Source organism: Acinetobacter sp. ANC 4470 (genome assembly GCF_002135335.1).
In the GTDB taxonomy this organism is placed as follows: Bacteria; Pseudomonadota; Gammaproteobacteria; order Pseudomonadales; family Moraxellaceae; genus Acinetobacter.
On record NZ_NEGC01000007.1, the window covers coordinates 58,551 to 81,934 of the forward strand.

Here is a 23,384-nt window from a genome sequence, read left to right on the forward strand (position 1 = left end):
TTTATATGCTACGGTATTTTTTATATATAATTTTTTTAAACAGAAAAGGCGCATGAAGCGCCTTTTAAATTTCCAAAAATAAAGATAAAACCAGTTTGAAAAAACGTCTGTCTAAAACGTCTTAGCTCGAATACTTAATCAAATAAGTCATTTAACAACCATCCATAACTATCGCAATTCAATTTGATTCATCTGCTCTAAACTTTGTACCGCAGCAGAAAAATCCAACTGACTCGCCTGTTTTTTCTCAATACGGGCAAACTGTTGCTGAATGAGATGCATACTTGGAAGCGTTAATGACTCTTGCTGGATCAAATCGACTGCAATGCCAATATCTTTTTGCAATAAATCCAGTGCAAAAGTTTTATCAAAACTACGATTCAATACCCGCTGCTCCATAATATTTTCAGAGATGCTACTTTTACCACTGGAATGATTAATACAATTCAAAGCAGCGGTTAAATTTACACCTTTAGATTTCAGCACAGTCAGCCCTTCAGCTAAAGCCCATAAATGCGTTGCCATTAAAGTATTATTAATGGCTTTTACCGCAAAACCCGATCCACTTTCTCCAACATATTCAATTAAAGCTGAAAATGCTGAAATAATGGGTTTAGCTTTTGCAAAAGCATGAGCATCGCCGCCAATCATCACCGTTAACATGCCCCGTTCAGCACCTATGGTTTGCCCTGAAACGGGTGCATCCAAATATTCAACGCCTAGTTTGTTCAGATGTTGACTAAGTTTTTTTGCTGACTCAGGCACACCACTAGTGCAATCAATCCAGATGCTGCCTTGTTCTGGCAGATGTGCTGCTATCAACTGTTCGACATCGGCACTGGTGGGTAAACAGCTAAAAATAAAATCTGCCTGTAACGCTTTCTGTAATGAAACCGATTGAGTTTCAAAACAAATAGAGTGATGATCTGCCTTGGCCTGCGTTCTGTTCCACACCCAAACCTCATGTCCAAGTTTAGGAAGATGGGAGGCCATATGCCAACCCATTGCACCAAGTCCGATAAATGAAATTGTCTGACTCAAAATAAACTCCTAATGATGCACTACGGGTGTTTCAGAATTTTCGGCATTTTCACTCACTGAACTGGTCGCTTCCTCACCCCGATTTAAAAATAGATTCAGTACAATGGCTGCTAAAGTTGCCGTACCAATTCCACCTAAATCAAATGCACCAATATGTAAACTGAAATTGCCTGCACCCATAATCAGGCTGACCGCAGCAATAATTAAAGTACTGTTTTTGGTAAAATCAATTTTGTTATCTACCCAAATTTTAGCACCAGCCACAGTAATCAAACCAAAAACTACGATTGATGCACCGCCCAATAAAGCCACTGGAATGGTACTAATGACTGCTCCAAATTTTGGTGATAATCCCAGTAAAATGGCAAACAAACCTGCCACCACAAAGATCGTGGTTGAATAGACTTTCGTCACTGCCATCACGCCAATATTTTCAGCATAAGTGGTCATCCCTGTACCACCTACCGATGCCGACATTGTGGTACAGATACCATCGGCAAAAAATGCACGCCCCATATAAGGCGATAAATCTTTACCCGTCATGGCAGAAACTGCTTTAAAGTGCCCCAAATTTTCTGCCACCAAAATAATCGCCACAGGTGCAATCAACAACATAGCATTGGCATTAAAAACTGGACTATGGAATGTTGGCAGACCAAACCAAGCTGCATTTGAGATCAAAGAAAAATCAATCGGTTTACCAAAACCCATGACATTAGCCAGCAAGAAATAGACAAAATAGGCACTACACAAACCGACTAACAGTAACAAACGACGTACCATGCCGCGAGTAAAGACCGCCACAACACTGATACATAAAATTGTGACCACGGCCATCCATGTGTCAAAACTATTTGCCGAGACACCTTTAATGGTAATCGGTGCTAAATTCAAACCAATAATCATGACAATGACACCGGTTACAAGCGGTGGCATGAGTTTTTCAATCCAGCCTGTTCCCGTTTTCATGACAATTAAACCAATAGCCGCATAAACCAGACCGCAGGCCATGGTTCCCCCCAATGCAAGACCCATATTCGGATTTGACCCCACACCTGCATAGCCCGTTGCTGCGGCAATCGCGCCAATAAATGCAAAACTTGACCCCAAATAACTGGGCATTCGACCGCCAGTCATGAGGAAAAATAAAATCGTACCTATTCCTGTAATAAAGATGGTGAGATTTGGATCAAATCCCATCAACAAGGGTGCAAGTACCGTTGCACCAAACATCGCAAAAGCATGTTGCAAACCTAAAACAATACTTTTACCCGCAGGTAAATATTCATCCACCTGTACAGGTGTTACATCTAAGTCGCCTTGATAAGGCTTAAATTTCGGAAACCACGGTTCTTTAGCTTGCATGGGTTTCCCCTCCCTCAAATTAGGAATATTGGATTAGTACATCGGTTGTGGCTCGCAATAGGTGCGGTTGAAGTACATCAGTGCATTCTGACCTTCATTCTTTCTCATGGCTTTAACCTGACAAATCAGTACATCATGACTACCCACAGACATGCTTTGCACCACTTCACAGTCAAAAGAAACCAAAGCATCATCCAGCACAGGTGCTTGTGTGCTTAAGGTTGACCATGTTCCACGCAAGAATCGTTCTGACATGGGTGTTTTTCCACCAAAAATATTAGATAGTTCAGTTTGATGTGCCGCCAAAGTATTTACACAAAGTACTTTGTTGGTTTTAAAGGTTTCAAATACGGATGCAGAACGATTTAAACAAACCAATAACGTTGGCGGTGAGTCCGTAACACTACACACAGCAGAAGCCGTAAAACCAGCTTGCCCTGCCTCGCCATGAGTGGTAATCACATTCACTGCCGCGCCCAAATTAGACATCCCTTGTCGAAAAGTAGCCTGATCAATTTCTATATGTTTTTCATCCGCAGTGATTTGAAAACTTTGAGCCTGTTGTGCTACAGCATGGCTCGACTCAACTGACATTATTTTGCTGTTCATCGCGATCTCCTCACTGAAATTCAGTGCTTAATATCTCATCTGAATTTCAGCGCTATCCTTTATTAATATCAAAGCTAAATAGGCTTGTTGTTAAAAACTGTGGCAACTTAAACATGCGCGATTGAAGCAATTTCAACCAAAGCATCTGGTTTGACTAACCCAGTTTGTACGCAATAGCGTGCAGGTTTATCTCCCGGAAAATATTCTGCATAGACCGTATTGATCGCAGCATAATCAGCCCAGTCTTTGACAAAGACGTGATTAAATGTCACGTCATCCATGCTGCCGCCTGCGGTTGCAATCACTTTTTTAATGGTTTCTAAAATATGTCGGGTCTGTGCCGCAGCGTCACCAACATGTACGACATTGTTATTTTCATCAAAGGCTAAAGTGCCAGAAACATAAACAATATTGTCAGCTTGTGTTGCTGGAACATAAGGCGCTAATGGCTTTCCTGTTCCCTCTGGAAGGATGATTTTTTTAGGCATAGGTTTATTCTCTGATCATTTTATTCAACGGGTTTACTTAAGCTGTTTTGTCAAAATGTTGCGGATTTAACTGAAAAGTTTTCGTAAATTCCTGCGTATCCGACACCCAGCCAAAGAATGTTTTAATGTTATACAGGCTGGCTTGCTGTGCTTCTGCTGGCCCAGCCTGATGACATGCATCACCCAGTGCTACGCCAAAATACTCAAGAAAAAAGCCATCTCTTAACGTCGATTCCACACACACATTGGTCGCAATACCGACAAAAACCAAGTTACGAATACCCTTACTGCGCAACATGCTATCCAGTGCTGTATTAAAGAAACCGCTATAACGTGGTTTTTCAATCACAATGTCTTGTGCTAAAGGTTGTAACTCATCAATCAGTTCAAAGTCCCAGCCCCCTTTTGCAAGCAATTTTCCTTGCAGTTCAGGTTGCTTACGCATGGTTTTTAAGGCATTGGATTTATGAAAATTCGGTGAATTTACACCACCTGCTTCAACATACTGGTCATCCCAGCCATTTTTGAAATAAATCACTTGAATGCCCGCGGCATGTGCAGCAGCGACCGCTTTTTTAATGTTCTCCACTACAGGCTGGGTGGTCGAGACATCAAAACCGGCTAAATCCAAATAGCCACCTTTTGAGGTATAGGCATTTTGCATATCAATCACGATTAATGCCGTTTGCTCAGGTGCGAGTTGAATCGCTTCTGGTTCTGCTTTTAAAATTTTTCCAGTTCCTGCGGCTTGGGTAAATCCTGCACAAACCACATTTTCAAATGATGTATTGCTATTCATGCTGACTTCTCCAAAACAGGGATTTGAGTCGCTTCGCCCTCAACCACAATATGTTCACGACATTTCATTAACGGTTGAATTTTTTGACCAAAGTCTTCCACCCCCTGAATAAAATCATCAAAGGTTAAAAGAATGCCTTCAGTACCTTTAATTTCACCAATTTCATCCAGCATTTTGGCAACATTTTCATAAGAGCCAACAAGCGTTCCCATATTGATATTTACTGGAGATACACTAGAAGCCATTTGACGAATATTGGTATCTGTACCCGATTTAGTGTCTTTACCACCCTGATTTAATAACCAGTTAATCGCTTCTACATCCGCCCCATCGTTATAGCTTTGCCATTTCGCAAAAGCTTCATCATCCGTTTCAGCAGCAATCAGCATGAATAAAACATAGGTAGAAACATCACGTCCTGTTTTATCAGTTTGCGCTTTTAAGCGGTCATTAATATCGGCATAGGCTTTAGGTGTATTTAAACCTTTACCAAAGACAAAATTATAGTCGGCATATTTAGCCGAGAACTCCAAACCTGTATCGGATTGTCCTGCACAAATAATTTTCATGTCTGCTTGTGGACGAGGACTGACCCGACAATCATCCATTTGGAAATGTTCGCCTTTAAAATCTGATTTTCCTGTCGCCCAAAGCTCACGTAAAATTTCTACATATTCCGACAAATAATCATAACGTTTCGCGAAATATTCATCCCCTGGCCACATGCCCATTTGTTTATATTCAGGTGCTTGCCAACCAGTAACCACATTTAAACCAAAACGCCCATTCGAAATAGAATCAATGGTCGATGCCATACGTGCCACAATTGCAGGTGGCATGACTAAGGTTGCAGCAGTGGCATAAATTTGAATTTTACTTGTAACTGCTGCCAGCCCAGCCATTAAAGTAAAGGTTTCAAGGTTATGATCCCAGAATTCCGTTTTTCCGCCGAAGCCACGCAGTTTGATCATCGATAGTGCAAAATCAAATCCGTAATGTTCCGCACGTTGCACGATCTGTTTGTTCATTTCAAAGCTAGGTTTATATTGTGGTGCATTTTCAGACAGCAACCAGCCATTATTTCCAATTGGACAAAAGACACCGATTTTCATTTTTGAGCACCTGTTTTTTACCATTTGTTTAAAAATACCCTTCAGGCATTCCACTTTCTTACTTATGCAAAGTATTTAGCAAATGGCATGCCAAATATTATTTTTTAATATAAATCATATTCTTATAATTTATTTATTTTATCAAACAGTAAAATAACCAACCAATAAGATGCACTGTTATAGTTGCAATCGCTCTAAAAAAATGCACAATTTAAAAAAACCAGTCACTATTTTTTATAAACTATGAACATCTTTAACAGCATAAATAAAAAAACCGTGATCTTAAAATCACGGTTTAATCAAACAAACTAAAAACCAGCTTATTCACACTTCTAAAAATACAAGTGCTGTCTGTAGATTCACTAACTAAAGACTATGAACCCGTCATTTGCATCAAATGTGGCTGAAAAAATTGCAGTATGGTTTTATTCAATAACTCTGGCATGGTCACTGTTGAAGCATGTGCTCCTGTTTCAAGCACAGTCAATTGTCCATGTCCAAACTGTTGCTGTAAATCACTAGATTTTTGTACGGGCACTAAAAAATCATCCTGATTTGTAATGAAATGCAGTCGACTATGCTGCAATGCCTGTATGTGCTGTTCATTGATCCTAAATTTTTGTGCAGCATCAATGCGCCTAAGAACATTTTGAGTTGGTGGAAAATCTTTAAGTTGAATATTTTCTACTGTATTTAAATGTTCATGATTTTTTGAAATCCATGCGGGCGGATACAGAAACAACCCCTGTGCTCTGACGTAAGCCTCTGAACCTACTGATTTTAATAAGTGAATTCGAGCTTCAAAACATTTCCTTGTATGTGGATCTAGCTCATTCCATGCATTAATACAGGTTAAACTTAAGCATCTATTTTCAGATGCTTTCATTAAAACAGCCAATTCTACCCCAATAAATCCACCAATCGCATGCCCAATAAAATGAAAATGCTGAATTTTTTCTTGCGTTAAAATTTGCAATAATTGCTTGGCTAAATCAGTCATTGAATATTGTTCTGATAAAGCCATTGAATCGGCATGGCAACCTTCTTGGTCATAACTTAAAACATGAAAATACTGGGTTAATACTGTAATCTGAGGTTGCCAAAAACTGGCATGACCGCCCAAGCCTGAAGATAAAATCAAAAAATCAGCATTTAAGTTTTCTGTACAACGATGAATTTGATAGCTCATTTTTACCATTCATTAAAATAAATTTAATGATAAACAGCAAGATTTGTGCCTAAAAATTATCAAATAGAAATTGATACTAGGTACACAGAGAGCTTGACCCAACTTACGGTTATTCAAATTATATAATTAAGCTGAACACGGATTAACAGAAATAGAACCTGAGCATTTAAAAAACTTGCAATAGATGCAGCGTATACCCAAATAATTCGTGTTTATTTATCTTCAGGTAATGTCTTGGTCTTGAAACTGATTATTTAGATCAAAGCATTCGCAAACAAAAAAGCACTGTGTAAAATTATTATCTTTGTATTCATCCTTGCTATAGGTTTTTTATTTTTTAAATATATTTAGCTTAAATACATAACGACAAAAAGGCGCAGTACGCGCCTTTCTACATCTCTAAAATTAAGCTGGAATACGAAGAACCTGTCCTGGAAAAATATCATCAGCATTTTTCAGCAATGGGCGATTTGCTTCAAAAATTTTATTATATTGATTTGCATCGCCATAAGACTCTTTTGAAATTCTAGAAAGGTTATCGCCTGATTTAACGGTATAAAACTTACTTTCTGGTGCAGGAGTTGCCACTGTCATTTGATCATCGACCTGTGCTACATGATCAATATTCCCAACCGCTAATATAATTTTTTCACGGTCAGCTTGGCTTTGTACTTGCCCCTTAATGGTTGCTAAGTCAGAAGCACCGTTATAACTGACGGATAGACCCGTTACAGGCAAACCTAATGCTTTGATATGACCTAGAAGCTTATTGGCAATTTCTTGTGCTGACGGCTCTGCTGGTGTTGCCGGAGCTGCTTGTTGCTCTGCTGGTGCTGTATTCTTTTTACCGATACCTTTTACAAAATCAAAAAGACCCATTGTATTTCTCCGTAATTGTTATTTATGCTATTTAAAAAATAGTCTTCTGTTTTTATACCTAAATTTTTTATATAAAAAGGTTGTCTTTGGTAAATCAAATGTAAAAATATGTAATCAAAGTTGTGTAATAGCCATTTTAATTTCCCAATAAAAAAGCCACCTCAGAAGGTGGCTTTAATTTTCAGCTACGCTGAAACAACAATTAACCTAGTTTCTTAGAAACATAGTCAATTGCAGATTGAACAGTTGTGATTTCGTTAGAATCTTCATCAGGGATAGTGATGTCAAAATCATTTTCGAAAGACATAACAAGCTCAACTAAGTCCAAAGAGTCAGCACCTAAGTCATCCATAAAAGATGCTTCGTTTTTAATCTCTTCAGCTTTAAGACCAAGTTGTTCTGCAACCGCTTGTTTGATACGTAGTTCGATATCGCTCACAGGAATTCTCCTCATTGCTTGTGGCGTTTTTAATGCCGTTAGTTTAATTGAATATCTAATTTTTGGAAAGTTTATACTTGAGCTTAGCTCATGTATAGACCACCATTCACATGTAAAACAGTACCAGTGATATAACTTGCTTTCTCGCTAGCTAAAAAGCTCACTGCATTCGCGATATCTTGTGGATCACCTAAACGGTTTAATGCCACTTGATCAATCATTTTCTTACGAATTTCTTCACTTAATTGTTCAGTCATTTCTGTTGCAATGAAACCTGGGGCAACAGCATTCACTGTAATTTGGCGACTACCCATTTCTTTTGCAAGACTACGACCGAACGCCTCTATACCTGCCTTTGCCGCAGAATAGTTGGCTTGTCCCGGATTTGCAAAGTGTGCAACTACAGAACTAATGTTAATAATGCGTCCAAAACGTGCTTTAGTCATGCCTTTTAAAACACGCTTAGATAGACGGTAAACGGCTTTCAAATGAATATTAAGAATATCATCCCAATCATCTTCAGACATACGCAATAACAAATTATCTTTGGTGATGCCTGCATTATTTACCAGTATAAGAACAGGACCATATTTTTGTTCAATATCTGTAACTAAGGCATCAATGGCTGTCGCATCGCGTACATCCAGTACTTGACCTGCACCATTTTCAGCAAAACTTGCAGATAATTTTTCTGCGCCTGCTTCAGAAGTTGCCGTACCTACCACAAAATAACCGTCTAAAATAAGTTGCTGAGCAATGGCTGCACCAATCCCTCTGCTCGCACCTGTGACCAGTGCGACTTTACGTTCTTGTGTCATGCAATTTTCCCTTCAGCCACCAAAATGGCATTTAGTGCATCCTCCAAACGACTTTTACTATCGAGCGGAAATGCTTTTTCAATATTTGGTAAACGCTTCGCAAGATTAGCAAGCACATTTCCCGGACCACATTCAACCACATATTGCACACCTTGATCTTGAAGGTATTGCATGGTCTTGGTCCATTGCACAGGTTGATACAACTGCGCGGTTAATGCCTGACGTAATTGCGTCACGTCTGTCGCAATTTCTGCGTTGACATTTTGTAATACAGGAAGGTTCGGTAGCTCAATGGCAGTTTGTTCCAAAGCTGCCGCAAACTTTTCCGCAGCAGGTTTCATCAATGAACAATGTGATGGCACTGAAACTGGAAGTGCAATGGCTTTACCTGATTGTTCTTTTGCAATAACCATAACGGCTTCTACAGCTGCTTTATCGCCAGCAATCACAACCTGACCTTGAGCATTATAATTAGCTGCTTCTACTGAGCCTATACCTTGCGCATTGACTTGAGCACATAACTCAAGTACTTGGGCATCATCTAATCCTAAGATTGCTGCCATTGCACCCTGCCCTTGAGGGACAGCATCTTGCATGAGTTTACCACGTAAGTTGACCAGTTTAACGGCATCACCAAGGCTCATTGCCCCAGCAGCAACCAATGCACTGTATTCACCCAGTGAATGACCTGCTAGATATTTTGGTGCAACACCGCCTAATTCCAACCACACGCGCCATAAGGCGATACTTGCAGTCAGCAACACAGGCTGGGTAAATTCTGTTTGATTTAAGCCTTCACCACTTTGTGCAATGTGCCACAAATCAAAACCAATCGCGTCTGAAGCCTCAGTAAAAGTATCAATCACACCACTAAACTGTTCTGCAAGGTCGGCTAACATACCAACTTTTTGTGAACCCTGACCAGGAAAAACAAATGCAGTTTTTGTCGCTTGAGCTGCTTGCTCGAGTGGTTTAACAGACATATAAAAATCCTTTCATGAACCTAAGTTCGTTTATGGAGCGAAATTTAACACTTAATTTTTGTTTTGGTAATTGCCAAATACAACAAAAAACAGCAACAAAAAAAGGGAGCTTTCGCTCCCATTTTTTCTACTAAGCTTAACGCTTAATACATCATCAATTATTCAGCAGATGCTTTAGCGAATAATTGACGACCACGGTAGATACCATCTTTAGTCACGTGGTGACGACGGTGAATTTCACCAGATGTTTGGTCTACAGTTAATGCATTCTCGGTTAAAGCGTCATGTGAACGGCGCATGTCACGGCGAGAGCGACTTTTACGGTTTTGCTGAACGGCCATGATGGCTCCTTACAAAGATCGAAAAAATGGATCAGAACAAATTCAGTTGTCTTATACTTAGCAGTATAACACAAAAATTAGTTAAGTTTGCCCTTCAAACCTGCCAAAATATCAAACGGATTATCCCGTTTTTCTTCGACAACGTCATCATTGGCGGGTTGATGCTTATGCTCACAAACATCATGTTTAGGAGACAAAGGTATCAACAATAACAATTCATCTTCTATCAGCGCGAGTAAATCAACCAACGCAGGCGCATCAATGCTACCTTTTGTCGTTGCGTCACTCTCACCTAAAACGATGAAATCAGCATCCTCATCCAAGCGCTCTATCAGTGATTCATCATCCACAAGCGCTAAATGAAAATCTGAAACGAGAGCAATTTCAACAGTATTCAGACAACGCTGACATTCCATTGGGACTTTCGTTTCAACATGACCATTTAGCCATACAATACGATGATACGCATCCATTGATAGCTTACAGTCTATGTTAATCAATTGATGTTCAATTGATCCAACAGCTTCACGGGAAATTCGAACAAAGCGAGACAATGGCAGGGTACCTGACCATGCATAACCTTGTTCAGCCCATTTAAACGGCTCAATCTGTGCCGGAAAGGTATTTGCTGACATAATTAAGGCGGCAATTCTACAAATTCATGGGTACTCTGTCAAAGATTAAGATACAATTTTGCACTTATTTAGACAGATCATTTGGGTAATACAAGTCATGCATCAGTTGCAGCCGCAACCTGAAGTCACAACTTCATTACAGTTCAACACTCATTCAACTTTAGCTTTTGCTGAAAATTCAATCCCTGTGCAACGTATACAGTGGGTGAATTTACATACAGAAGTTCAACAGGTCGATTGGCTTATCTTACACTTTAATCATTGGTTTTCCCACCTAAATGTGACGCTTGTACGTGGAGATTTTGAACCAGAATACTTCCCTGCGACTGAAATTGAAGCTGCGCGGATTCAATTTGCCCATGGTTTCTTTAATAGTGCACTGCATGAAATCAGCCATTGGAGCATTGCAGGCCAGCAAAGACGCTTATTGCCAGACCTCGGATATTGGTATGCGCCCGATGGTCGAACAGCTGAACAACAAACATTATTTGAGCAGGTCGAAATTAAACCACAAGCGATTGAATGGTTATTTTCCAAGGCATTTGGACGTAAATTTCGAGTGTCTTTAGATAATTTAACTGGTGATGGCGGTAATGGCGCAGCATTTAAAGATCATGTTTATGCTCAAGTGCAACAATATTTTACTGGTGAAGCTAAACTGCCACGCGATGCAGCACACTTTATTGACTGCATCTGCGCCTGTGTTAGAAGTGGCAAAACATTACAAAGTGATGAGTTTCAAAGAGAAATGTTAGACTAAATTACATAAACCCATCAAAGCTTGATTGCAAGACTTTGTAACTTCAACAGATAATATCTAAAAATAAGTCGGGGGAAAATAACTATGCTTCATTTAAGAGTACATCCTGATAACCCTCAACCACGTTTGATTAGCCAAGCGGTAGAACGCATTCGAGCGGGCGATGTCGTGGTTTATCCCACCGATGCGGCTTATGCCATTGGTTGCCAAATTGGTAACAAAAGTGCCATGGAACGTATTTCTCAAATTCGTGGTTTAGGTCCAAAACACCAATATGCGATTATCTGCGCTGATTTATCCGATATTGCCACCTATGCAAAAGTGGACAATGCCATGTATCGCTTACTGAAAAGTAATACCCCTGCTGTCACCACCTTTATTTTACCTGCAACCAGTGAAGTTCCACGCCGCTTAATGCATCCCAAAAAGAAAACCATTGGGCTGCGTATTCCAAGCAACCCCATTTGCCAGATGTTATTAAAAGAACTAGGTGAACCGCTTTTAACCAGTACTCTCATTCTTCCCAATCATGAAGACCCTTTAGATGATCCTTATGATATTGAAATGGCGTTAGATAAACGTATTGATGTGTTTATTGATGGCGGTTTAGGTATTTTAAACACCACCAGTATTATTGATTTATCTGGCGATTATCCTGAAGTGATTCGTCGTGGTGTTGGAGATGTAAGCGCTTTTGAATAAAAAGTACTTTTGATTAAGTGTCGAGAATAACCAAATGGATTTATTCTATGTATTACTCAATATCAATAATTGCAGTGAAGATAAAACACTATATGTAGAACGCCCTTGGACTCTTGAATCTGAAGTTCAAGTCATCTTTCATTCTAATGATGCAAAAAACATAAATATCGAAAATAAAGTTTTCGAATACTTTCTAGATGTTTCTGTTATCGATGAATTGTTTGCTCAATTTGCGAATCAAAATTTATGCCTTCGAGATACATGCCAACGTATCGTTGAATTTGCTTTAAATAATGCCTAAAAATACTTTTCTATTTGATTTAATAAAATAATGATCAAATAGAATAAATCTTTAATCTTATTCTATTCAGAACTTCTCTTTATTCCACCAGATCAATAATTTCTCAATAGATAACTTGCATAAATCAAAAAACGTTCAATATTCGAGTTTTTAAAATCAGCACTGCCTCATTTTATTGCTTCAGTTTTTATGCCTTTGCGTAGGCACTATCCCTACTTTTGAAAGGTCAAAATGAGGAGCTCAAAATATATTTTGAGTCCGCAAGGAAAACCTTTTGTTTCCCATACACGACATCCCTGTCGTGCTGGGAAACGTGTGGCATCCATGCCACACTCATGAATTCAAGATTTCCTAAAGTTTATTTTTTAATATTGGCTTTAAGAACTACTTGTGTTAATCAAAAAGCGACTTATCAAAGAAGTCTAATAACATGTAGCAGAAATAAGCCCAGCACTTACTTATTTATATAGATCAATAAAGTCTTTTAATCGAATTTTTTGTTGCCCATCTGCATCAAAATTATCTGTTGCTAACCAAGCCTGATATGCCTTTTGCAGATGAATCCACTCTTCATCCAAAATTGAAAACCATGCGGTATTGCGATTTCGACCTTTCGCTATACGGTCTTGACGAAAAGTTCCTTCATACTGAAAGCCAAAACGTAAAGCTGCACGTTTTGAAGGTTGATTCAATTCATCACACTTCCATTCCACACGGCGAAAGCCTTGCTTAAAACAAAGCTGTAATAATAAATAGATCACTTCTGTTGATGCAGTAGACTGCTTCATTTGATGTGAAAAATAAACATTTCCTATTTCAATGACATGATCTACAGGACGTTGATTAATTAACCCCACCCATCCCACAATCGTATGGTTCACTTCAATTAAATAATGTGTTGTTCCCTTAAAGCCAAAACACCCCTCTAAAGCGATTCGTAATTCATCTGCGCTCTCAAAACCTGAATAAGGTAAATAAGTCCAACAACTGCGATCTACTTCAGTTTTTACACATTGCCAAATTTGTTTAACACGATCTTCACTCAGCGTCGTTGCAGAAAAATAATGTAATGTGACACTTTTTCCATATAAATTTTCTACTAAAAGATGGACTGCTAAAGGATTGGATACAGGAATCCCGACAATCTGGCCATATTCATTTTCTTGTACTTTTTGATCATTTTTCATATGTAATCACAACGTTTTTCTTGATTTTATATTGCACAAAAAATTTCTTTTACGCCAGTAAAAATACATATCTAACAATGACATCATGTTCGTGATTATCATCTTAGATAAGCATTTAAATAAATATTCCCTATTTATTTTCAGGTTTTTTTGTATTTGGTCACTTAATTAATTTATTTGAAGTCAAATTTCCATTACACTAGTGCCTACTTATTACGTGCTTTTTCTTTCGATGTGAGATCGAATTGAAAGCCTCCTGCATGCCTTTGAAAATTCGCGTGGCCTATAACTGCAATGAATCAACCCATCCATGATGCTATGGAGCAAACTTCACACATCCGTGTTCTGGATGAGTGGCAAGAATCGATTCCTGAGGATTTATACATTCCTCCTGCTGCATTTGAAATTCTTTTAGAGCATTTTGAAGGACCACTCGACTTTTTAATTTACCTGATTCAAAAAAGTGGTTTCGACCTATTACAACTTGATATCGCCCCAATTGCAGCACAATATTTATCCTACATGAATGCAATGAAGTCACTCAACATTGAACTCACAGCAGATTATATGGTGATGGCAGCATTATTAGCCGATCTTAAATCTCGCCTATTACTGCCAAAAGTAAGTTCATCCTTTGTTGTTGAGAAAGACCCCAAACAAGAACTGATTGACCGCCTTGAAACCTATTTACGCGTTAAACAAGCAGCTGAACGTCTGGGTCAACTACCAGTTTTAGAACGTGATACGTTTCCAGCCCATGTAAGTCTTGGTCAAATGGTACAAAACAACGAAGGCTATAATTCCGATCTGTTACGTGATGCTTTATTTTGTGTGTTTAATCGACCAGAACCTGTGATTCACAAAATTCAACAAGAACCTGTACTGCTAGAAGAACGTATCGCTTTTATTGAATATAAATTACGCTCTGGTGAAGTCTTGCATTTTGGTGCTTTACTTAAACCAAGCCAAGGTCGTATGGGTATGGTCGTGACATTTATGGCGATTCTTGAACTGACACGCCAACAAAAAGTCAATATTATTGCTACAGGTATTGAAGCCCCTTTGGCGATTCAAGGAGTGCGGGCATGATTGATTCTCAAACCATGCCGCTGTCGGTTGCCGATAATCAACATGAAGTTTTAATGCAACTCGAAGCGATTATTTTTGCCAGTGAAGCTGCTGTATCGCTTGCTCGCTTAAAAGAAGCATTGCAAAATCAGTATACTAAACAAGAATTGCGTCAACTCTTACAACAACTTGCTATGCTACAACATGGCAGATCTATCGAACTGGTAGAAACCGCTGAAGGTTTCCGTTTTCAGGTTCGTGCCAAATATCGCAATATCATTACCCAAGTTTGGCCAGAGCGACCTACTCGTTTGTCACCAACCCTACTCGAAACCATGGCTGTGATTGCTTATCACCAACCTGTAACTCGAGCAGATATTGAACAAATTCGTGGAGTTTCAAACAATAGTCAAATATTAAGATCATTGTTTGATTGGAACTGGATTAAAGAATCTGGTTTCAGAGAACTCCCGGGAAGACCCGCGTTGTTAGTTACAACGCCACAATTTTTAAATGCATTTGGCCTAGCATCTTTAGGTCAGTTGCCTCCCCTACAGGATGCCAAGGAAGCTTTTATGGCGCTCGATGCTCACGCAGCGAAGTCATAGATAGGTGAACTGTTGATGATAATTTCTAAGGTTATGCTGTCATGAGTGAAAAATTACAAAAGGTGCTTGCACGCGTTGGTTTGGGTTCTCGCCGTTATATGGAAGAAGTCATTGCCGCGGGTCGTGTCAGTATCAATGGACGTGTTGCCCAAGTCGGTGAACGTATTGAACCAACTGATGAGCTTCGCATCGATGGTCGTAAAGTCCAGTTCCAAATTGAAGACGAAATTCGTCGTCGTGTGATCATTTACTACAAACCAGAAGGTGAAATCTGTTCACGCAGTGACCCTGAGTCACGTCCGACAGTATTTGAACAATTACCAGCTATTCCGGGTGATCGTTGGGTGATGGTGGGGCGTCTAGACATCAACTCAAGCGGTTTATTAATGTTCACCAATGATGGTGAATTGGCCAATCGTTTAATGCATCCTTCAAATGAAATTGAACGTGAATATGCTGTACGTGTGATGGGTGAAGTCACTCCACAAATCAGAAACAACATGACCAATGGTGTTGTGCTTGATGATGGTCCAGCAAAATTCGAGTCATTCTCTGAAATTGGCGGTGAAGGTATTAACCGTTGGTATCAAGTGGTGGTTAAAGAAGGACGTAACCGCGAAGTACGTCGTATTTTCGAATCTCAAGGTTTGAAAGTCAGTCGTTTATTGCGTACCCGTTACGGTAGCGTGATTTTACCGCGTGAACTGCGTACCGGCCGTTGGATTGAACTTGATAAAAACGATATCGACAACTTAACCAAATCTGTTGAGTTAAAACCACGTCAGGGTACGGGTCTTTTCGGTATGGCAAAACGCCGTAACGAACGTATGCAAGACAAACCACTAGCTGCACGTCGTGGTGGCTACCTACGCCAACAACGCCGCGATAGCGAAGGTGAAGTACAACAACCCGACCAGCGTCGTGACCAGCGCCAAACTGGCACTGAAAATGCGCGTCCAGATAACCGCAGTGACAACCGTTTCAATAGTCGCCCTGTTCGTACCGAAGCTAATGGCGACAACCGTTTTAACAGCCGCAATGACCGTTCAGAGCAGCGCACTGATCGTTCAGAACCGCGTAATGACAACCGTGGCAATCGTGTTAACAATGATCGTAACGGTAACACTATGGATAACGAAAACCGTAATGAAAACAAATTTGCTCCACGCAAACCTTTTGGTATCAATAAAGGCTTTAAGAAGTTTTAATACTTAAATTGCTTTAAATAAAAGCCGGTCAGCTAAGAGCTTGACTGGCTTTTTTTATTTTAAATTCATAATGTTATTCGATACGCGGAAATGTCATCCGCAACTTGAGCAATAAATAAAGCACGGCTTTATTTTGCAGCGCAAGGAAAAAACACTTTGAAAATTAAGATTTCTGCGATGAATTGATCAATAAAAGGTATTTGACGAGTTTTGCGGTGAGGCGCACTGCGCCGCAAGATGCCTTTCTTGCGAACTCAAAATATATTTTGAGGCTTCTCATTTGGGCTTATCCAAAGTAACAGATGAGCTCTAAGTATTTAATTTAATAAACATAAGACTCCGTCGTGAATCACTAAAAAGCTAAGGAGTTGATTGTAAAATCCTTTAACTGATCAGCATTAACTAATTTGAATGGCTTTTTTACAGCTGAAAAAAGAAGAATTTTTTTAAAGGACTGGAATATCAATCCACAGTGCTTTGGGAAAATGCTTCGCCAAATATGCCTTTAAATAGGCGGCTGTATCTTGGGAAATCAGTGCATCTTGCGATTCATCATTTAAATTATAGGCCAAAGCATACAGTTCTAAACCACGGATTTTAAGGGCTTCCAAACTTAAAAGCGTATGGTTAATACTGCCTAAACGCCCTGAACTGACCAAAATGACAGGGAATTTTTTCTCCACAATATAATCAATAGTCAGTAGATCTGTGGTTAAAGGCACCATCAAACCACCAGCACCTTCAAGCAACACCAGATCATATTTTTCAGCGAGCTGTTGGGTTGCATCGGCAATTTTGTGAAAATCAATTTCACGACCATCAATCTTCGTGGCTAAATGGGGCGATGCAGGATAAGTAAAAATCTCAGGCATGGTCAGTTTGCTGTAATCCTCAGGCAACCAGCCCATCCCCATAATTTCACGGTGCTGTTCAATATCTTCAGAAATATCAACATTACCCGTTTGAATCAGCTTTTGGGTAATGGTTTTTTGCCCCTGCTCGTTCCATAACTTTGCCAAATAACCCGTCGTATAGGTCTTGCCAATCCCTGTATCAATACCACTGATAAAATATACAGGTGCGCTCATGGCTTTCTCCGTGCAATACAATAAATAGGATGATAGCTCAGGCGATAGCTTGCTTGACCTGACTGATCCACATTTGAAAACTGTTGATAATCTAAATAAAATTGTTGTAACGACTGTTTGCTCCAACGATGCTTAGACGCTGTTGCCGTGACACCCGTGGCTTTTAAATGCTGTAACACTTGTTTTGGATGCTCAAAATCTAAAATTTCAATATTTTCAGATAAATGAATAATATCAAAGCCCTGAGCAATCAGTTTTTCCTGAATAGTTGCAAGATTAAGATAATCCAAACCTTGCCCCGTTAATGCTTTAATCTCTTTGAGGTTTTGCTGTCCAAAGGTCGAAAAACATAAATAACCTTCAGCAATTAAAGCATTTGCACATTGGTTAAAAATCGCATCTAAATCAAATAGCCACTGCAATGCGGAACTTGAAACGATCAGATCTAAACCTTGGGGAAATTGCAGCTGTTCAATATCACCGATCAGCCATTGCAGTTGCTTCGATTCAGAAAAATGCTGCTGAACTTCAGGGTATAAATCATTCAATATCAATTGATTAAACTTAAAATTCCGCACCAACAAATGACTTAAATTGCCCGAGCCACAACCTATTTCAAAAACACGATCAACCTTTGTTTTGGGCAAGTAATTCTGCATCAATTCCAATAAATGCTGACAAATCTGCTTTTGCACCACGGCATGCTGCGTATAGCTTTTCCCCGCCTTTTCAAAACGCTGAGCGACTTGGGCTTTATCAATATTGAGATTTTTCACAATGCATCACTCACAGCAAAATACTCACAACAATGCAACCAACTGAGCCAAATCAGCCTGATTCATTTGCGAAGTTAAGCAAATCCGCAACCGTGAACCATGCTGCGGCACTGTCGGTGGCCGTACAGGCATAATGTAAAAACCTTGCTGTTGTAAGGCTTTGGCTTTATTCACTGTTTTTTGTGACTCACCAATAATGACAGGCACAATATGCGAAGTCGATGGGCAATCAAAACCTTTGCTTTGCACTGCTTGTTGTAAATACTGACTAATTTGTTGTAAATGCTGACGCTGTTGATTTAATTCTAAAACTTTTTGGAAAATAAAATTTGTCCACGCCATACAGACTGGTGGTTGTGCCGTACTAAAAATAAGAGGTCGCATGCTATTAATCAAATAATCACAAATGATGGCATGACAAATCAAATAGCCACCGACAGAAGCTAAGGCTTTACCAAAAGTGCCAACCAAAAAATCAATCTCATCGATCACACCATATTGTTGCGCACAGCCCAAACCTTGCTCGCCACGTACACCTATCGCATGCGCTTCATCGACATAAAGCATGACTTTGCTAAATTGCTGTTTAATCCGCACCAATTCAGCTAAATCTGTCTCATCACCATCCATACTAAAGATGGATTCAGTCACCACAATAATGCGATCAAAGCTTTCATCGGCATGATATTTTTGTAAAAGTTGGCTTAAATGATTCAAGTCATTATGATGATACCGCACATATTTAGCCGACGACAAACGGATGCCATCAATCATGCTGGCATGAATGAGTTTATCTGCAAGGATTAAGGTTTTTGCATCACTCAGTGCAGGCAAAATACCAATATTCATGTGATAACCACTGTTAAATAACAGCGCTGACCGTCCATGAAATGCCTGAGTTAAACTTGCTTCAAACTGTTCATATTCAGGAAAGTTTCCTGTCAATAAACGAGAGGATGATGAGCTCATAATACGTAAATCATTCGGTGTTTGATCGAAAAATTGTTCACGTAAATGAAGATCTGAAGCTAAGCCTAAATAATCATTCGAGCTAAGATTCAGCATGCTATGACCGTTAATTTGAATCGTGCGACCGTGCTGAATATTCGACGTAAATTGACGTAAATTACCTTGTTGTTTTAATTGCTCAAGTTGCGCTGAATAATGATCCAGATGTTGCTCAAGTTGACTCATGCCGAATGCTCCATCTGTTCAACCACTTCGACCAATTGTTGCAATAAAGTTTTAAGTTCATTTTCCGTGATGATGTACGGTGGCATTACATAGACCAATTTTCCGAATGGACGGATCCAAATACCACGACGCACGAATTCTTGTTGTAAGGTTTTCATATCGACATTAAAGGTCAGTTCCACCACACCAATTGCCCCCAAAATACGGACATCCTGCACATATTCAAGTTGTGACAATGGCTGTAAATGCACTGATAATTGTTGTTTGATACGTTGAATATTGGCTTGCCAGTCTTGTGCCAATAAGACTTGGGTACTTTTGACTGCGACAGCACATGCCAGAGGATTCGCCATAAAAGTGGGGCCATGCATAAATACACCTGCCTCGCCCTGACTAATGGTTCCCGCGACTTTTTTACTGGTTAAGGTGGCAGACAATGTCATATAACCGCCCGTTAAGCCCTTACCGATACACATAATGTCAGGTTCAACTTGAGCATGTTCCCACGCAAACATTTTACCTGTGCGCCCAAAACCTGTAGCAATTTCATCAAAAATCAGCAAAATATTATATTTTTCACAGAGTAATTTGGCTTGACGCAAATATTCAGGATGGTAAAACCGCATGCCTCCTGCACCTTGCACAATCGGCTCTAAAATGAGTCCAGCAATACTTTGATGATGCTCAGCCAAAGTCTGTTCCAGTTCGGCAATATCTGCCTGATCCCACTCATCATAAAAACCGACTTGCGGTGCAGGCACAAAAATACGATTCGGTAAACTTGAACCAAAAATTTGATGCATACCTGTCACAGGGTCGCAGACTGACATGGCATTCCACGTATCCCCGTGGTAGCCCGAACGTGGTGTAACAAAGTTGCTCTTCTCTTTTTTCCCTTGCGATGACCAATACTGTACCGCCATTTTCAAGGCAACTTCTACCGCTACAGAGCCTGAATCGGCATAGAAAATTTTATCTAAACTGGGCGGGGTAATTTGGAGCAGAAGTTTACCCAGTTCAATGGCAGGTTCATGAGTGAAACCACCAAACATGATATGCGACATCTTCTGTAATTGATCCGTTACCGCCTGATTCAATTCTGGATGGTTATAACCGTGAATGGCACACCACCAAGATGACATGCCATCAATCAACTGACGACCATCATCTAATTCAATAATTGCACCATAAGCCTGCTTTACCTTAAAGACAGGTAAAGGCTTGGTCATGGAGGTATAGGGATGCCAGATGTGTTCAAGATCAAATTGCAGATCATTTAATTTGGTCATCCTTAACTCCACTGTTACAGCAAAAATCTATTTTGTCGATCTTAAACCTGCACAGATAAAAAATAAATTGCGATATTTGCCACTTATCAAGATGTTTAATTCATTTTCTGTAAATATTGGCAGATTTTGTCAGTTATGAGTTCAGCTTTAAAGACAGGACAACCATGTGAACCTTGAATGAACTCCACCTGCAAAAATTTTGCGTCGAATTGTTGGAAATTTTGAACAACTTTGCAATCAACTAAGACATCCTGCTCGGCAAAAATATGATACTGCTTACCCTGATAATTCTTTAAGATATCGACAATATTTAAATTTTCCAGCAAGTCTAAACCCTGTTTAAGCAGATCAAACTGTTGCGGCTGAATTAAACTTTGTAAGGTGATGAAGTCTTTTTTGCTACCTTCTATACCCTGACAAACCATATAGCCAAATTTCTTCAGTGTCGCAAGCGCATCCTGTTCAAAGGATTGTTTAAAAACTTGAAAGGTCTGTGGTGGCATAGCTGTTTGCCATGTGTCATTGGCGACAAAACACGGATTGGATGCCAAAGTGATTAAAATCTTTTGTTCAGCATAGTGTTGTTCAATTTCATCCACCAAAAGACTGGCAAGCTGTCCGCCTAAAGACCAACCGATAATCACATCAAATTGACGCGCCCATTCAGCCTTGTGTTGCAAAATATCTTGATCAAAAGCATTAAAAATATTGATCAGCTCAACTTGATGACCCTGTTGTTGCAGAGCCTGTTGTAATGAATAAAGGAGTTTCGTCCCCCCACCCCAGCCTGTAATCAGTAAAATACGTTCTTTCACAATCAGCCCCAAATTAAAAAATATAAACTAAGCATTATTTTCCAAATCTAGCAATAACTTTGCAGGAAAAACCTTTGCCCAATTATTTTTAAATTGTTTATGCACCTGATCAATCGGCAAATGGCTATTTCTACCTATGTGCTGAGCTTGTTCAATATCATCTGCCCGCATATAGGCTAACAAATAATCTTGACTTTCTAGCCCCAAGTGAAACCATGATTCCACATGCGCACCTTCTGCCCGAAGTGTTTCTATCGCTTCATCTTTACGCTCATTCAGTTCTTTTTTCCACGCTTCAACATGATCCAAAGTATCAGGCTTTAATTTGATTAATACCGCGCCAACATCCATAGATTGCTCTTATTTTATAATTTTTATCCATCTTTACAACATACGCTTTCCATGCAAAAACCTGAACAATTTCCAGCACTGCAAAATTCTAAATTCTGCTAAACTGAGTTCACTCCTAATAAAAAGTCAACGATATGAACTATACAAAATTCTTTGGCATTGGCTTGGTTTGTATCAGCACATCTGTTGGATTTTCCACCTTAAGCCATGCGGAAAATTCTATTTTCACCAAAACTGATACTCAACAAAAGCAATGGGTTGGCAAACCTGCCCCCATGTTTAAGTTACAAGATCAAAATAAAAAATGGCATGAATTGAGCCAATATAAAGGCAAATGGGTGGTGCTTTATTTTTACCCAAAAGATAATTCACCCGGCTGCACTCAAGAAGCCAATCAATTTAAAGCACTGTATCCACAGTTTTTAAAAAGTAATGCCGTTGTTCTTGGGGTCAGCTTAGATGATGTGCAATCTCATCAAAAATTTTCTGAAAAATTAGGCTTACCTTTTCCTATTTTGGCAGACAATAATCATCAATTAGCCAATCAATTCGGTATTGTACGAAATTTAGGTGTGACTAAAATAGCAAAGCGGGAAAGCTTTTTAATTGATCCCAAAGGAACCATTGTTTATCACTATAACAGTGTAAATGCGCAGTCCCATGCCGCTCAGGTTTTAGCAGATATTCAAAAGTTTTCTAAAAAATAATTTTAGCCTATATCCATTCAGACGATATACATTGTTTAATAGCAATCTTTTAGATGACTCATCACTTAAAAGTATTTAGAGCACCAATAAAAAAGCTCAGTATTCACTGAGCTTTTTTATGTAAAACCAAAATCTTACATTTGTGATTGAATATAGTTTTGCAAACCAATCAATTCAATCAAACGAATTTGTTTTTCCAACCAATAAGTATGATCTTCTTCAGTATCCGACATTTGTTGACGAAGCATATCACGAGTCACGTAATCGCCTTTTTCTTCGCAAAGTTTCACACCTTGAGCCAGTTTTTCACGAACATGATATTCAAGTTTTAAATCTGCTTTTAAGCAGCTGACCACATCTTCGCCTGTTTCGATATCATCACGATTCATATTTGGTGTGCCTTCTAAAAATAAGACACGGCGAATAATCGAATCGGCATGCGCTGCTTCTTCTTGCATTTCATGATCAATACGTGCAAAAATTTTGGTTAAACCCCAATCTTCATACATACGAGAATGGATTAAATATTGATCACGAGCAGCCAGTTCACCACCGATCAACATATTAAGAAAATCTACAACTTCTGGATTGCCACGCATTTCCAATACTCCATACCCTTTTTTAACATTATG

At 39.3% G+C, this 23,384-nt stretch carries 27 protein-coding genes and 1 pseudogene; 7 read left to right on the forward strand and 21 right to left on the reverse strand.

Annotated elements, in window-relative coordinates; all coding sequences use genetic code 11:
• Positions 1-168: 168 nt before the first annotated feature.
• The 13 genes from B9T25_RS11255 to B9T25_RS11315 form a co-directional block, all read right to left on the reverse strand.
• On the reverse strand, positions 169-1,041 hold the full coding sequence (locus tag B9T25_RS11255; protein WP_086188514.1) for an NAD(P)-dependent oxidoreductase: 873 nt from the start codon (positions 1,039-1,041) through the stop codon (positions 169-171).
• A gap of 9 nt (positions 1,042-1,050) precedes the next feature.
• Positions 1,051-2,406 carry a pyrimidine utilization transport protein G gene (gene rutG, locus B9T25_RS11260; protein WP_086188515.1) on the reverse strand — a complete coding sequence of 452 codons (1,356 nt, stop codon included), beginning with the start codon at positions 2,404-2,406 and terminating at the stop codon, positions 1,051-1,053.
• 33 nt (positions 2,407-2,439) lie between these two features.
• Positions 2,440-3,015: an NADH-dependent FMN reductase RutF gene (rutF, locus tag B9T25_RS11265; protein ID WP_143222472.1), complete on the reverse strand. Its 576-nt coding sequence runs from the start codon at positions 3,013-3,015 to the stop codon at positions 2,440-2,442.
• A gap of 107 nt (positions 3,016-3,122) precedes the next feature.
• Positions 3,123-3,503, reverse strand: a complete 381-nt coding sequence (rutC, locus tag B9T25_RS11270) for a pyrimidine utilization protein C (RefSeq protein ID WP_086188516.1) — start codon at positions 3,501-3,503, stop codon at positions 3,123-3,125.
• Between the two features lie 37 nt (positions 3,504-3,540).
• On the reverse strand, positions 3,541-4,302 hold the full coding sequence (rutB, locus tag B9T25_RS11275; RefSeq protein ID WP_086188517.1) for a pyrimidine utilization protein B: 762 nt from the start codon (positions 4,300-4,302) through the stop codon (positions 3,541-3,543).
• The gene (gene rutA / locus B9T25_RS11280) at positions 4,299-5,414 is read right to left on the reverse strand and encodes a pyrimidine utilization protein A (RefSeq protein WP_086188518.1); all 1,116 of its coding nucleotides are present in this window, start codon (positions 5,412-5,414) and stop codon (positions 4,299-4,301) included. The genes rutB and rutA overlap by 4 nt, the downstream gene beginning before the upstream one ends.
• Positions 5,415-5,787: 373 nt before the next feature.
• Positions 5,788-6,603, reverse strand: coding sequence for a pyrimidine utilization protein D (gene rutD, locus B9T25_RS11285; protein WP_086188519.1), 816 nt, complete (start codon positions 6,601-6,603; stop codon positions 5,788-5,790).
• Positions 6,604-7,008: 405 nt separating this feature from the next.
• Complete coding sequence (gene lysM, locus B9T25_RS11290) at positions 7,009-7,482, reverse strand: peptidoglycan-binding protein LysM (protein ID WP_086188520.1); 474 nt, start codon at positions 7,480-7,482, stop codon at positions 7,009-7,011.
• Positions 7,483-7,684: 202 nt separating this feature from the next.
• Positions 7,685-7,921 (reverse strand): acyl carrier protein, encoded by a 237-nt coding sequence (gene acpP, locus B9T25_RS11295; protein WP_004651013.1) that lies wholly within the window; start codon positions 7,919-7,921, stop codon positions 7,685-7,687.
• A gap of 83 nt (positions 7,922-8,004) precedes the next feature.
• Positions 8,005-8,739, reverse strand: coding sequence for a 3-oxoacyl-ACP reductase FabG (fabG, locus tag B9T25_RS11300; RefSeq protein ID WP_086188521.1), 735 nt, complete (start codon positions 8,737-8,739; stop codon positions 8,005-8,007).
• Positions 8,736-9,722, reverse strand: a complete 987-nt coding sequence (gene fabD, locus B9T25_RS11305; RefSeq protein ID WP_086188522.1) for an ACP S-malonyltransferase — start codon at positions 9,720-9,722, stop codon at positions 8,736-8,738. Before fabD ends, fabG begins: the two co-directional genes overlap by 4 nt.
• Positions 9,723-9,880: 158 nt before the next feature.
• The gene (gene rpmF, locus B9T25_RS11310; protein ID WP_086188523.1) at positions 9,881-10,063 is read right to left on the reverse strand and encodes a 50S ribosomal protein L32; all 183 of its coding nucleotides are present in this window, start codon (positions 10,061-10,063) and stop codon (positions 9,881-9,883) included.
• Between the two features lie 77 nt (positions 10,064-10,140).
• Entirely contained in the window at positions 10,141-10,698 is a 558-nt protein-coding gene (locus B9T25_RS11315; protein WP_086188524.1) for a YceD family protein, read from the reverse strand.
• Positions 10,699-10,795: 97 nt separating this feature from the next.
• Between B9T25_RS11315 and B9T25_RS11320 the strand changes: the two genes are divergently transcribed.
• The 3 genes from B9T25_RS11320 to B9T25_RS11330 all read left to right on the forward strand — a co-directional run bounded on the left by B9T25_RS11320 (position 10,796) and on the right by B9T25_RS11330 (position 12,461).
• On the forward strand, positions 10,796-11,458 hold the full coding sequence (locus B9T25_RS11320; RefSeq protein ID WP_086188525.1) for an elongation factor P hydroxylase: 663 nt from the start codon (positions 10,796-10,798) through the stop codon (positions 11,456-11,458).
• A gap of 84 nt (positions 11,459-11,542) precedes the next feature.
• Positions 11,543-12,160 carry an L-threonylcarbamoyladenylate synthase gene (locus B9T25_RS11325; RefSeq protein WP_086188526.1) on the forward strand — a complete coding sequence of 206 codons (618 nt, stop codon included), beginning with the start codon at positions 11,543-11,545 and terminating at the stop codon, positions 12,158-12,160.
• A 34-nt stretch (positions 12,161-12,194) separates the two neighbouring features.
• The gene (locus B9T25_RS11330) at positions 12,195-12,461 is read left to right on the forward strand and encodes a hypothetical protein (protein ID WP_086188527.1); all 267 of its coding nucleotides are present in this window, start codon (positions 12,195-12,197) and stop codon (positions 12,459-12,461) included.
• A gap of 458 nt (positions 12,462-12,919) precedes the next feature.
• Here B9T25_RS11330 and B9T25_RS11335 read toward each other — a convergent pair whose 3' ends face one another.
• Entirely contained in the window at positions 12,920-13,648 is a 729-nt protein-coding gene (locus B9T25_RS11335; RefSeq protein ID WP_086188528.1) for a GNAT family N-acetyltransferase, read from the reverse strand.
• Positions 13,649-13,942: 294 nt separating this feature from the next.
• On the opposite strand from B9T25_RS11335, the gene B9T25_RS11340 reads away from it, so the two are divergent.
• The 3 genes and pseudogenes from B9T25_RS11340 to rluB all read left to right on the forward strand — a co-directional run.
• Positions 13,943-14,737, forward strand: a complete 795-nt coding sequence (locus B9T25_RS11340; protein WP_086188529.1) for a segregation and condensation protein A — start codon at positions 13,943-13,945, stop codon at positions 14,735-14,737.
• Positions 14,734-15,324 (forward strand): SMC-Scp complex subunit ScpB, encoded by a 591-nt coding sequence (gene scpB / locus B9T25_RS11345; RefSeq protein ID WP_086188530.1) that lies wholly within the window; start codon positions 14,734-14,736, stop codon positions 15,322-15,324. The genes B9T25_RS11340 and scpB overlap by 4 nt, the downstream gene beginning before the upstream one ends.
• Positions 15,325-15,365: 41 nt before the next feature.
• Positions 15,366-16,247: pseudogene (rluB, locus tag B9T25_RS11350) on the forward strand (23S rRNA pseudouridine(2605) synthase RluB); the annotation flags it as partial.
• Between the two features lie 731 nt (positions 16,248-16,978).
• On the opposite strand, the gene bioD reads toward rluB, so the two are convergent.
• From bioD to B9T25_RS11380, 6 genes are all read right to left on the reverse strand, one after another.
• Positions 16,979-17,620, reverse strand: a complete 642-nt coding sequence (gene bioD / locus B9T25_RS11355) for a dethiobiotin synthase (protein ID WP_086188532.1) — start codon at positions 17,618-17,620, stop codon at positions 16,979-16,981.
• On the reverse strand, positions 17,617-18,396 hold the full coding sequence (bioC, locus tag B9T25_RS11360; RefSeq protein ID WP_086188533.1) for a malonyl-ACP O-methyltransferase BioC: 780 nt from the start codon (positions 18,394-18,396) through the stop codon (positions 17,617-17,619). Before bioC ends, bioD begins: the two co-directional genes overlap by 4 nt.
• Positions 18,397-18,420: 24 nt before the next feature.
• The gene (locus tag B9T25_RS11365; RefSeq protein WP_086188534.1) at positions 18,421-19,590 is read right to left on the reverse strand and encodes an 8-amino-7-oxononanoate synthase; all 1,170 of its coding nucleotides are present in this window, start codon (positions 19,588-19,590) and stop codon (positions 18,421-18,423) included.
• A complete protein-coding gene (gene bioA, locus B9T25_RS11370) occupies positions 19,587-20,879 on the reverse strand; it encodes an adenosylmethionine--8-amino-7-oxononanoate transaminase (protein WP_086188535.1) in 1,293 nt (430 codons plus the stop codon). Before bioA ends, B9T25_RS11365 begins: the two co-directional genes overlap by 4 nt.
• A 95-nt stretch (positions 20,880-20,974) precedes the next feature.
• Positions 20,975-21,694, reverse strand: a complete 720-nt coding sequence (locus tag B9T25_RS11375) for a hydrolase (RefSeq protein ID WP_086188536.1) — start codon at positions 21,692-21,694, stop codon at positions 20,975-20,977.
• A 27-nt stretch (positions 21,695-21,721) separates the two neighbouring features.
• Positions 21,722-22,045 (reverse strand): DUF6176 family protein, encoded by a 324-nt coding sequence (locus tag B9T25_RS11380; RefSeq protein ID WP_086188537.1) that lies wholly within the window; start codon positions 22,043-22,045, stop codon positions 21,722-21,724.
• Between the two features lie 134 nt (positions 22,046-22,179).
• On the opposite strand from B9T25_RS11380, the gene B9T25_RS11385 reads away from it, so the two are divergent.
• Positions 22,180-22,752 (forward strand): peroxiredoxin, encoded by a 573-nt coding sequence (locus tag B9T25_RS11385; RefSeq protein ID WP_086188538.1) that lies wholly within the window; start codon positions 22,180-22,182, stop codon positions 22,750-22,752.
• 134 nt (positions 22,753-22,886) lie between these two features.
• Here the strand turns inward: B9T25_RS11385 and ftn are convergent, their stop codons facing one another.
• Positions 22,887-23,351 (reverse strand): heteropolymeric bacterioferritin subunit Ftn, encoded by a 465-nt coding sequence (gene ftn / locus B9T25_RS11390; protein ID WP_086188588.1) that lies wholly within the window; start codon positions 23,349-23,351, stop codon positions 22,887-22,889.
• Positions 23,352-23,384 lie beyond the last annotated feature (33 nt).

Excerpts from the sequence above, each read along its gene's own strand:
- rutG (WP_086188515.1), bottom strand. The coding sequence starts at position 2,406 with ATGCAAGCTAAAGAACCGTGGTTTCCGAAATTTAAGCCTTATCAAGGC.
- rutF (WP_143222472.1), bottom strand. The coding sequence starts at position 3,015 with ATGAACAGCAAAATAATGTCAGTTGAGTCGAGCCATGCTGTAGCACAA.
- rutC (WP_086188516.1), bottom strand. The coding sequence starts at position 3,503 with ATGCCTAAAAAAATCATCCTTCCAGAGGGAACAGGAAAGCCATTAGCG.
- rutB (WP_086188517.1), bottom strand. The coding sequence starts at position 4,302 with ATGAATAGCAATACATCATTTGAAAATGTGGTTTGTGCAGGATTTACC.
- rutA (WP_086188518.1), bottom strand. The coding sequence starts at position 5,414 with ATGAAAATCGGTGTCTTTTGTCCAATTGGAAATAATGGCTGGTTGCTG.
- rutD (WP_086188519.1), bottom strand. The coding sequence starts at position 6,603 with ATGAGCTATCAAATTCATCGTTGTACAGAAAACTTAAATGCTGATTTT.
- lysM (WP_086188520.1), bottom strand. The coding sequence starts at position 7,482 with ATGGGTCTTTTTGATTTTGTAAAAGGTATCGGTAAAAAGAATACAGCA.
- fabG (WP_086188521.1), bottom strand. The coding sequence starts at position 8,739 with ATGACACAAGAACGTAAAGTCGCACTGGTCACAGGTGCGAGCAGAGGG.
- fabD (WP_086188522.1), bottom strand. The coding sequence starts at position 9,722 with ATGTCTGTTAAACCACTCGAGCAAGCAGCTCAAGCGACAAAAACTGCA.
- rpmF (WP_086188523.1), bottom strand. The coding sequence starts at position 10,063 with ATGGCCGTTCAGCAAAACCGTAAAAGTCGCTCTCGCCGTGACATGCGC.
- B9T25_RS11315 (WP_086188524.1), bottom strand. The coding sequence starts at position 10,698 with ATGTCAGCAAATACCTTTCCGGCACAGATTGAGCCGTTTAAATGGGCT.
- B9T25_RS11320 (WP_086188525.1), top strand. The coding sequence starts at position 10,796 with ATGCATCAGTTGCAGCCGCAACCTGAAGTCACAACTTCATTACAGTTC.
- B9T25_RS11325 (WP_086188526.1), top strand. The coding sequence starts at position 11,543 with ATGCTTCATTTAAGAGTACATCCTGATAACCCTCAACCACGTTTGATT.
- B9T25_RS11330 (WP_086188527.1), top strand. The coding sequence starts at position 12,195 with ATGGATTTATTCTATGTATTACTCAATATCAATAATTGCAGTGAAGAT.
- B9T25_RS11335 (WP_086188528.1), bottom strand. The coding sequence starts at position 13,648 with ATGAAAAATGATCAAAAAGTACAAGAAAATGAATATGGCCAGATTGTC.
- B9T25_RS11340 (WP_086188529.1), top strand. The coding sequence starts at position 13,943 with ATGAATCAACCCATCCATGATGCTATGGAGCAAACTTCACACATCCGT.
- scpB (WP_086188530.1), top strand. The coding sequence starts at position 14,734 with ATGATTGATTCTCAAACCATGCCGCTGTCGGTTGCCGATAATCAACAT.
- bioD (WP_086188532.1), bottom strand. The coding sequence starts at position 17,620 with ATGAGCGCACCTGTATATTTTATCAGTGGTATTGATACAGGGATTGGC.
- B9T25_RS11365 (WP_086188534.1), bottom strand. The coding sequence starts at position 19,590 with ATGAGTCAACTTGAGCAACATCTGGATCATTATTCAGCGCAACTTGAG.
- bioA (WP_086188535.1), bottom strand. The coding sequence starts at position 20,879 with ATGACCAAATTAAATGATCTGCAATTTGATCTTGAACACATCTGGCAT.
- B9T25_RS11380 (WP_086188537.1), bottom strand. The coding sequence starts at position 22,045 with ATGGATGTTGGCGCGGTATTAATCAAATTAAAGCCTGATACTTTGGAT.
- B9T25_RS11385 (WP_086188538.1), top strand. The coding sequence starts at position 22,180 with ATGAACTATACAAAATTCTTTGGCATTGGCTTGGTTTGTATCAGCACA.
- ftn (WP_086188588.1), bottom strand. The coding sequence starts at position 23,351 with ATGCGTGGCAATCCAGAAGTTGTAGATTTTCTTAATATGTTGATCGGT.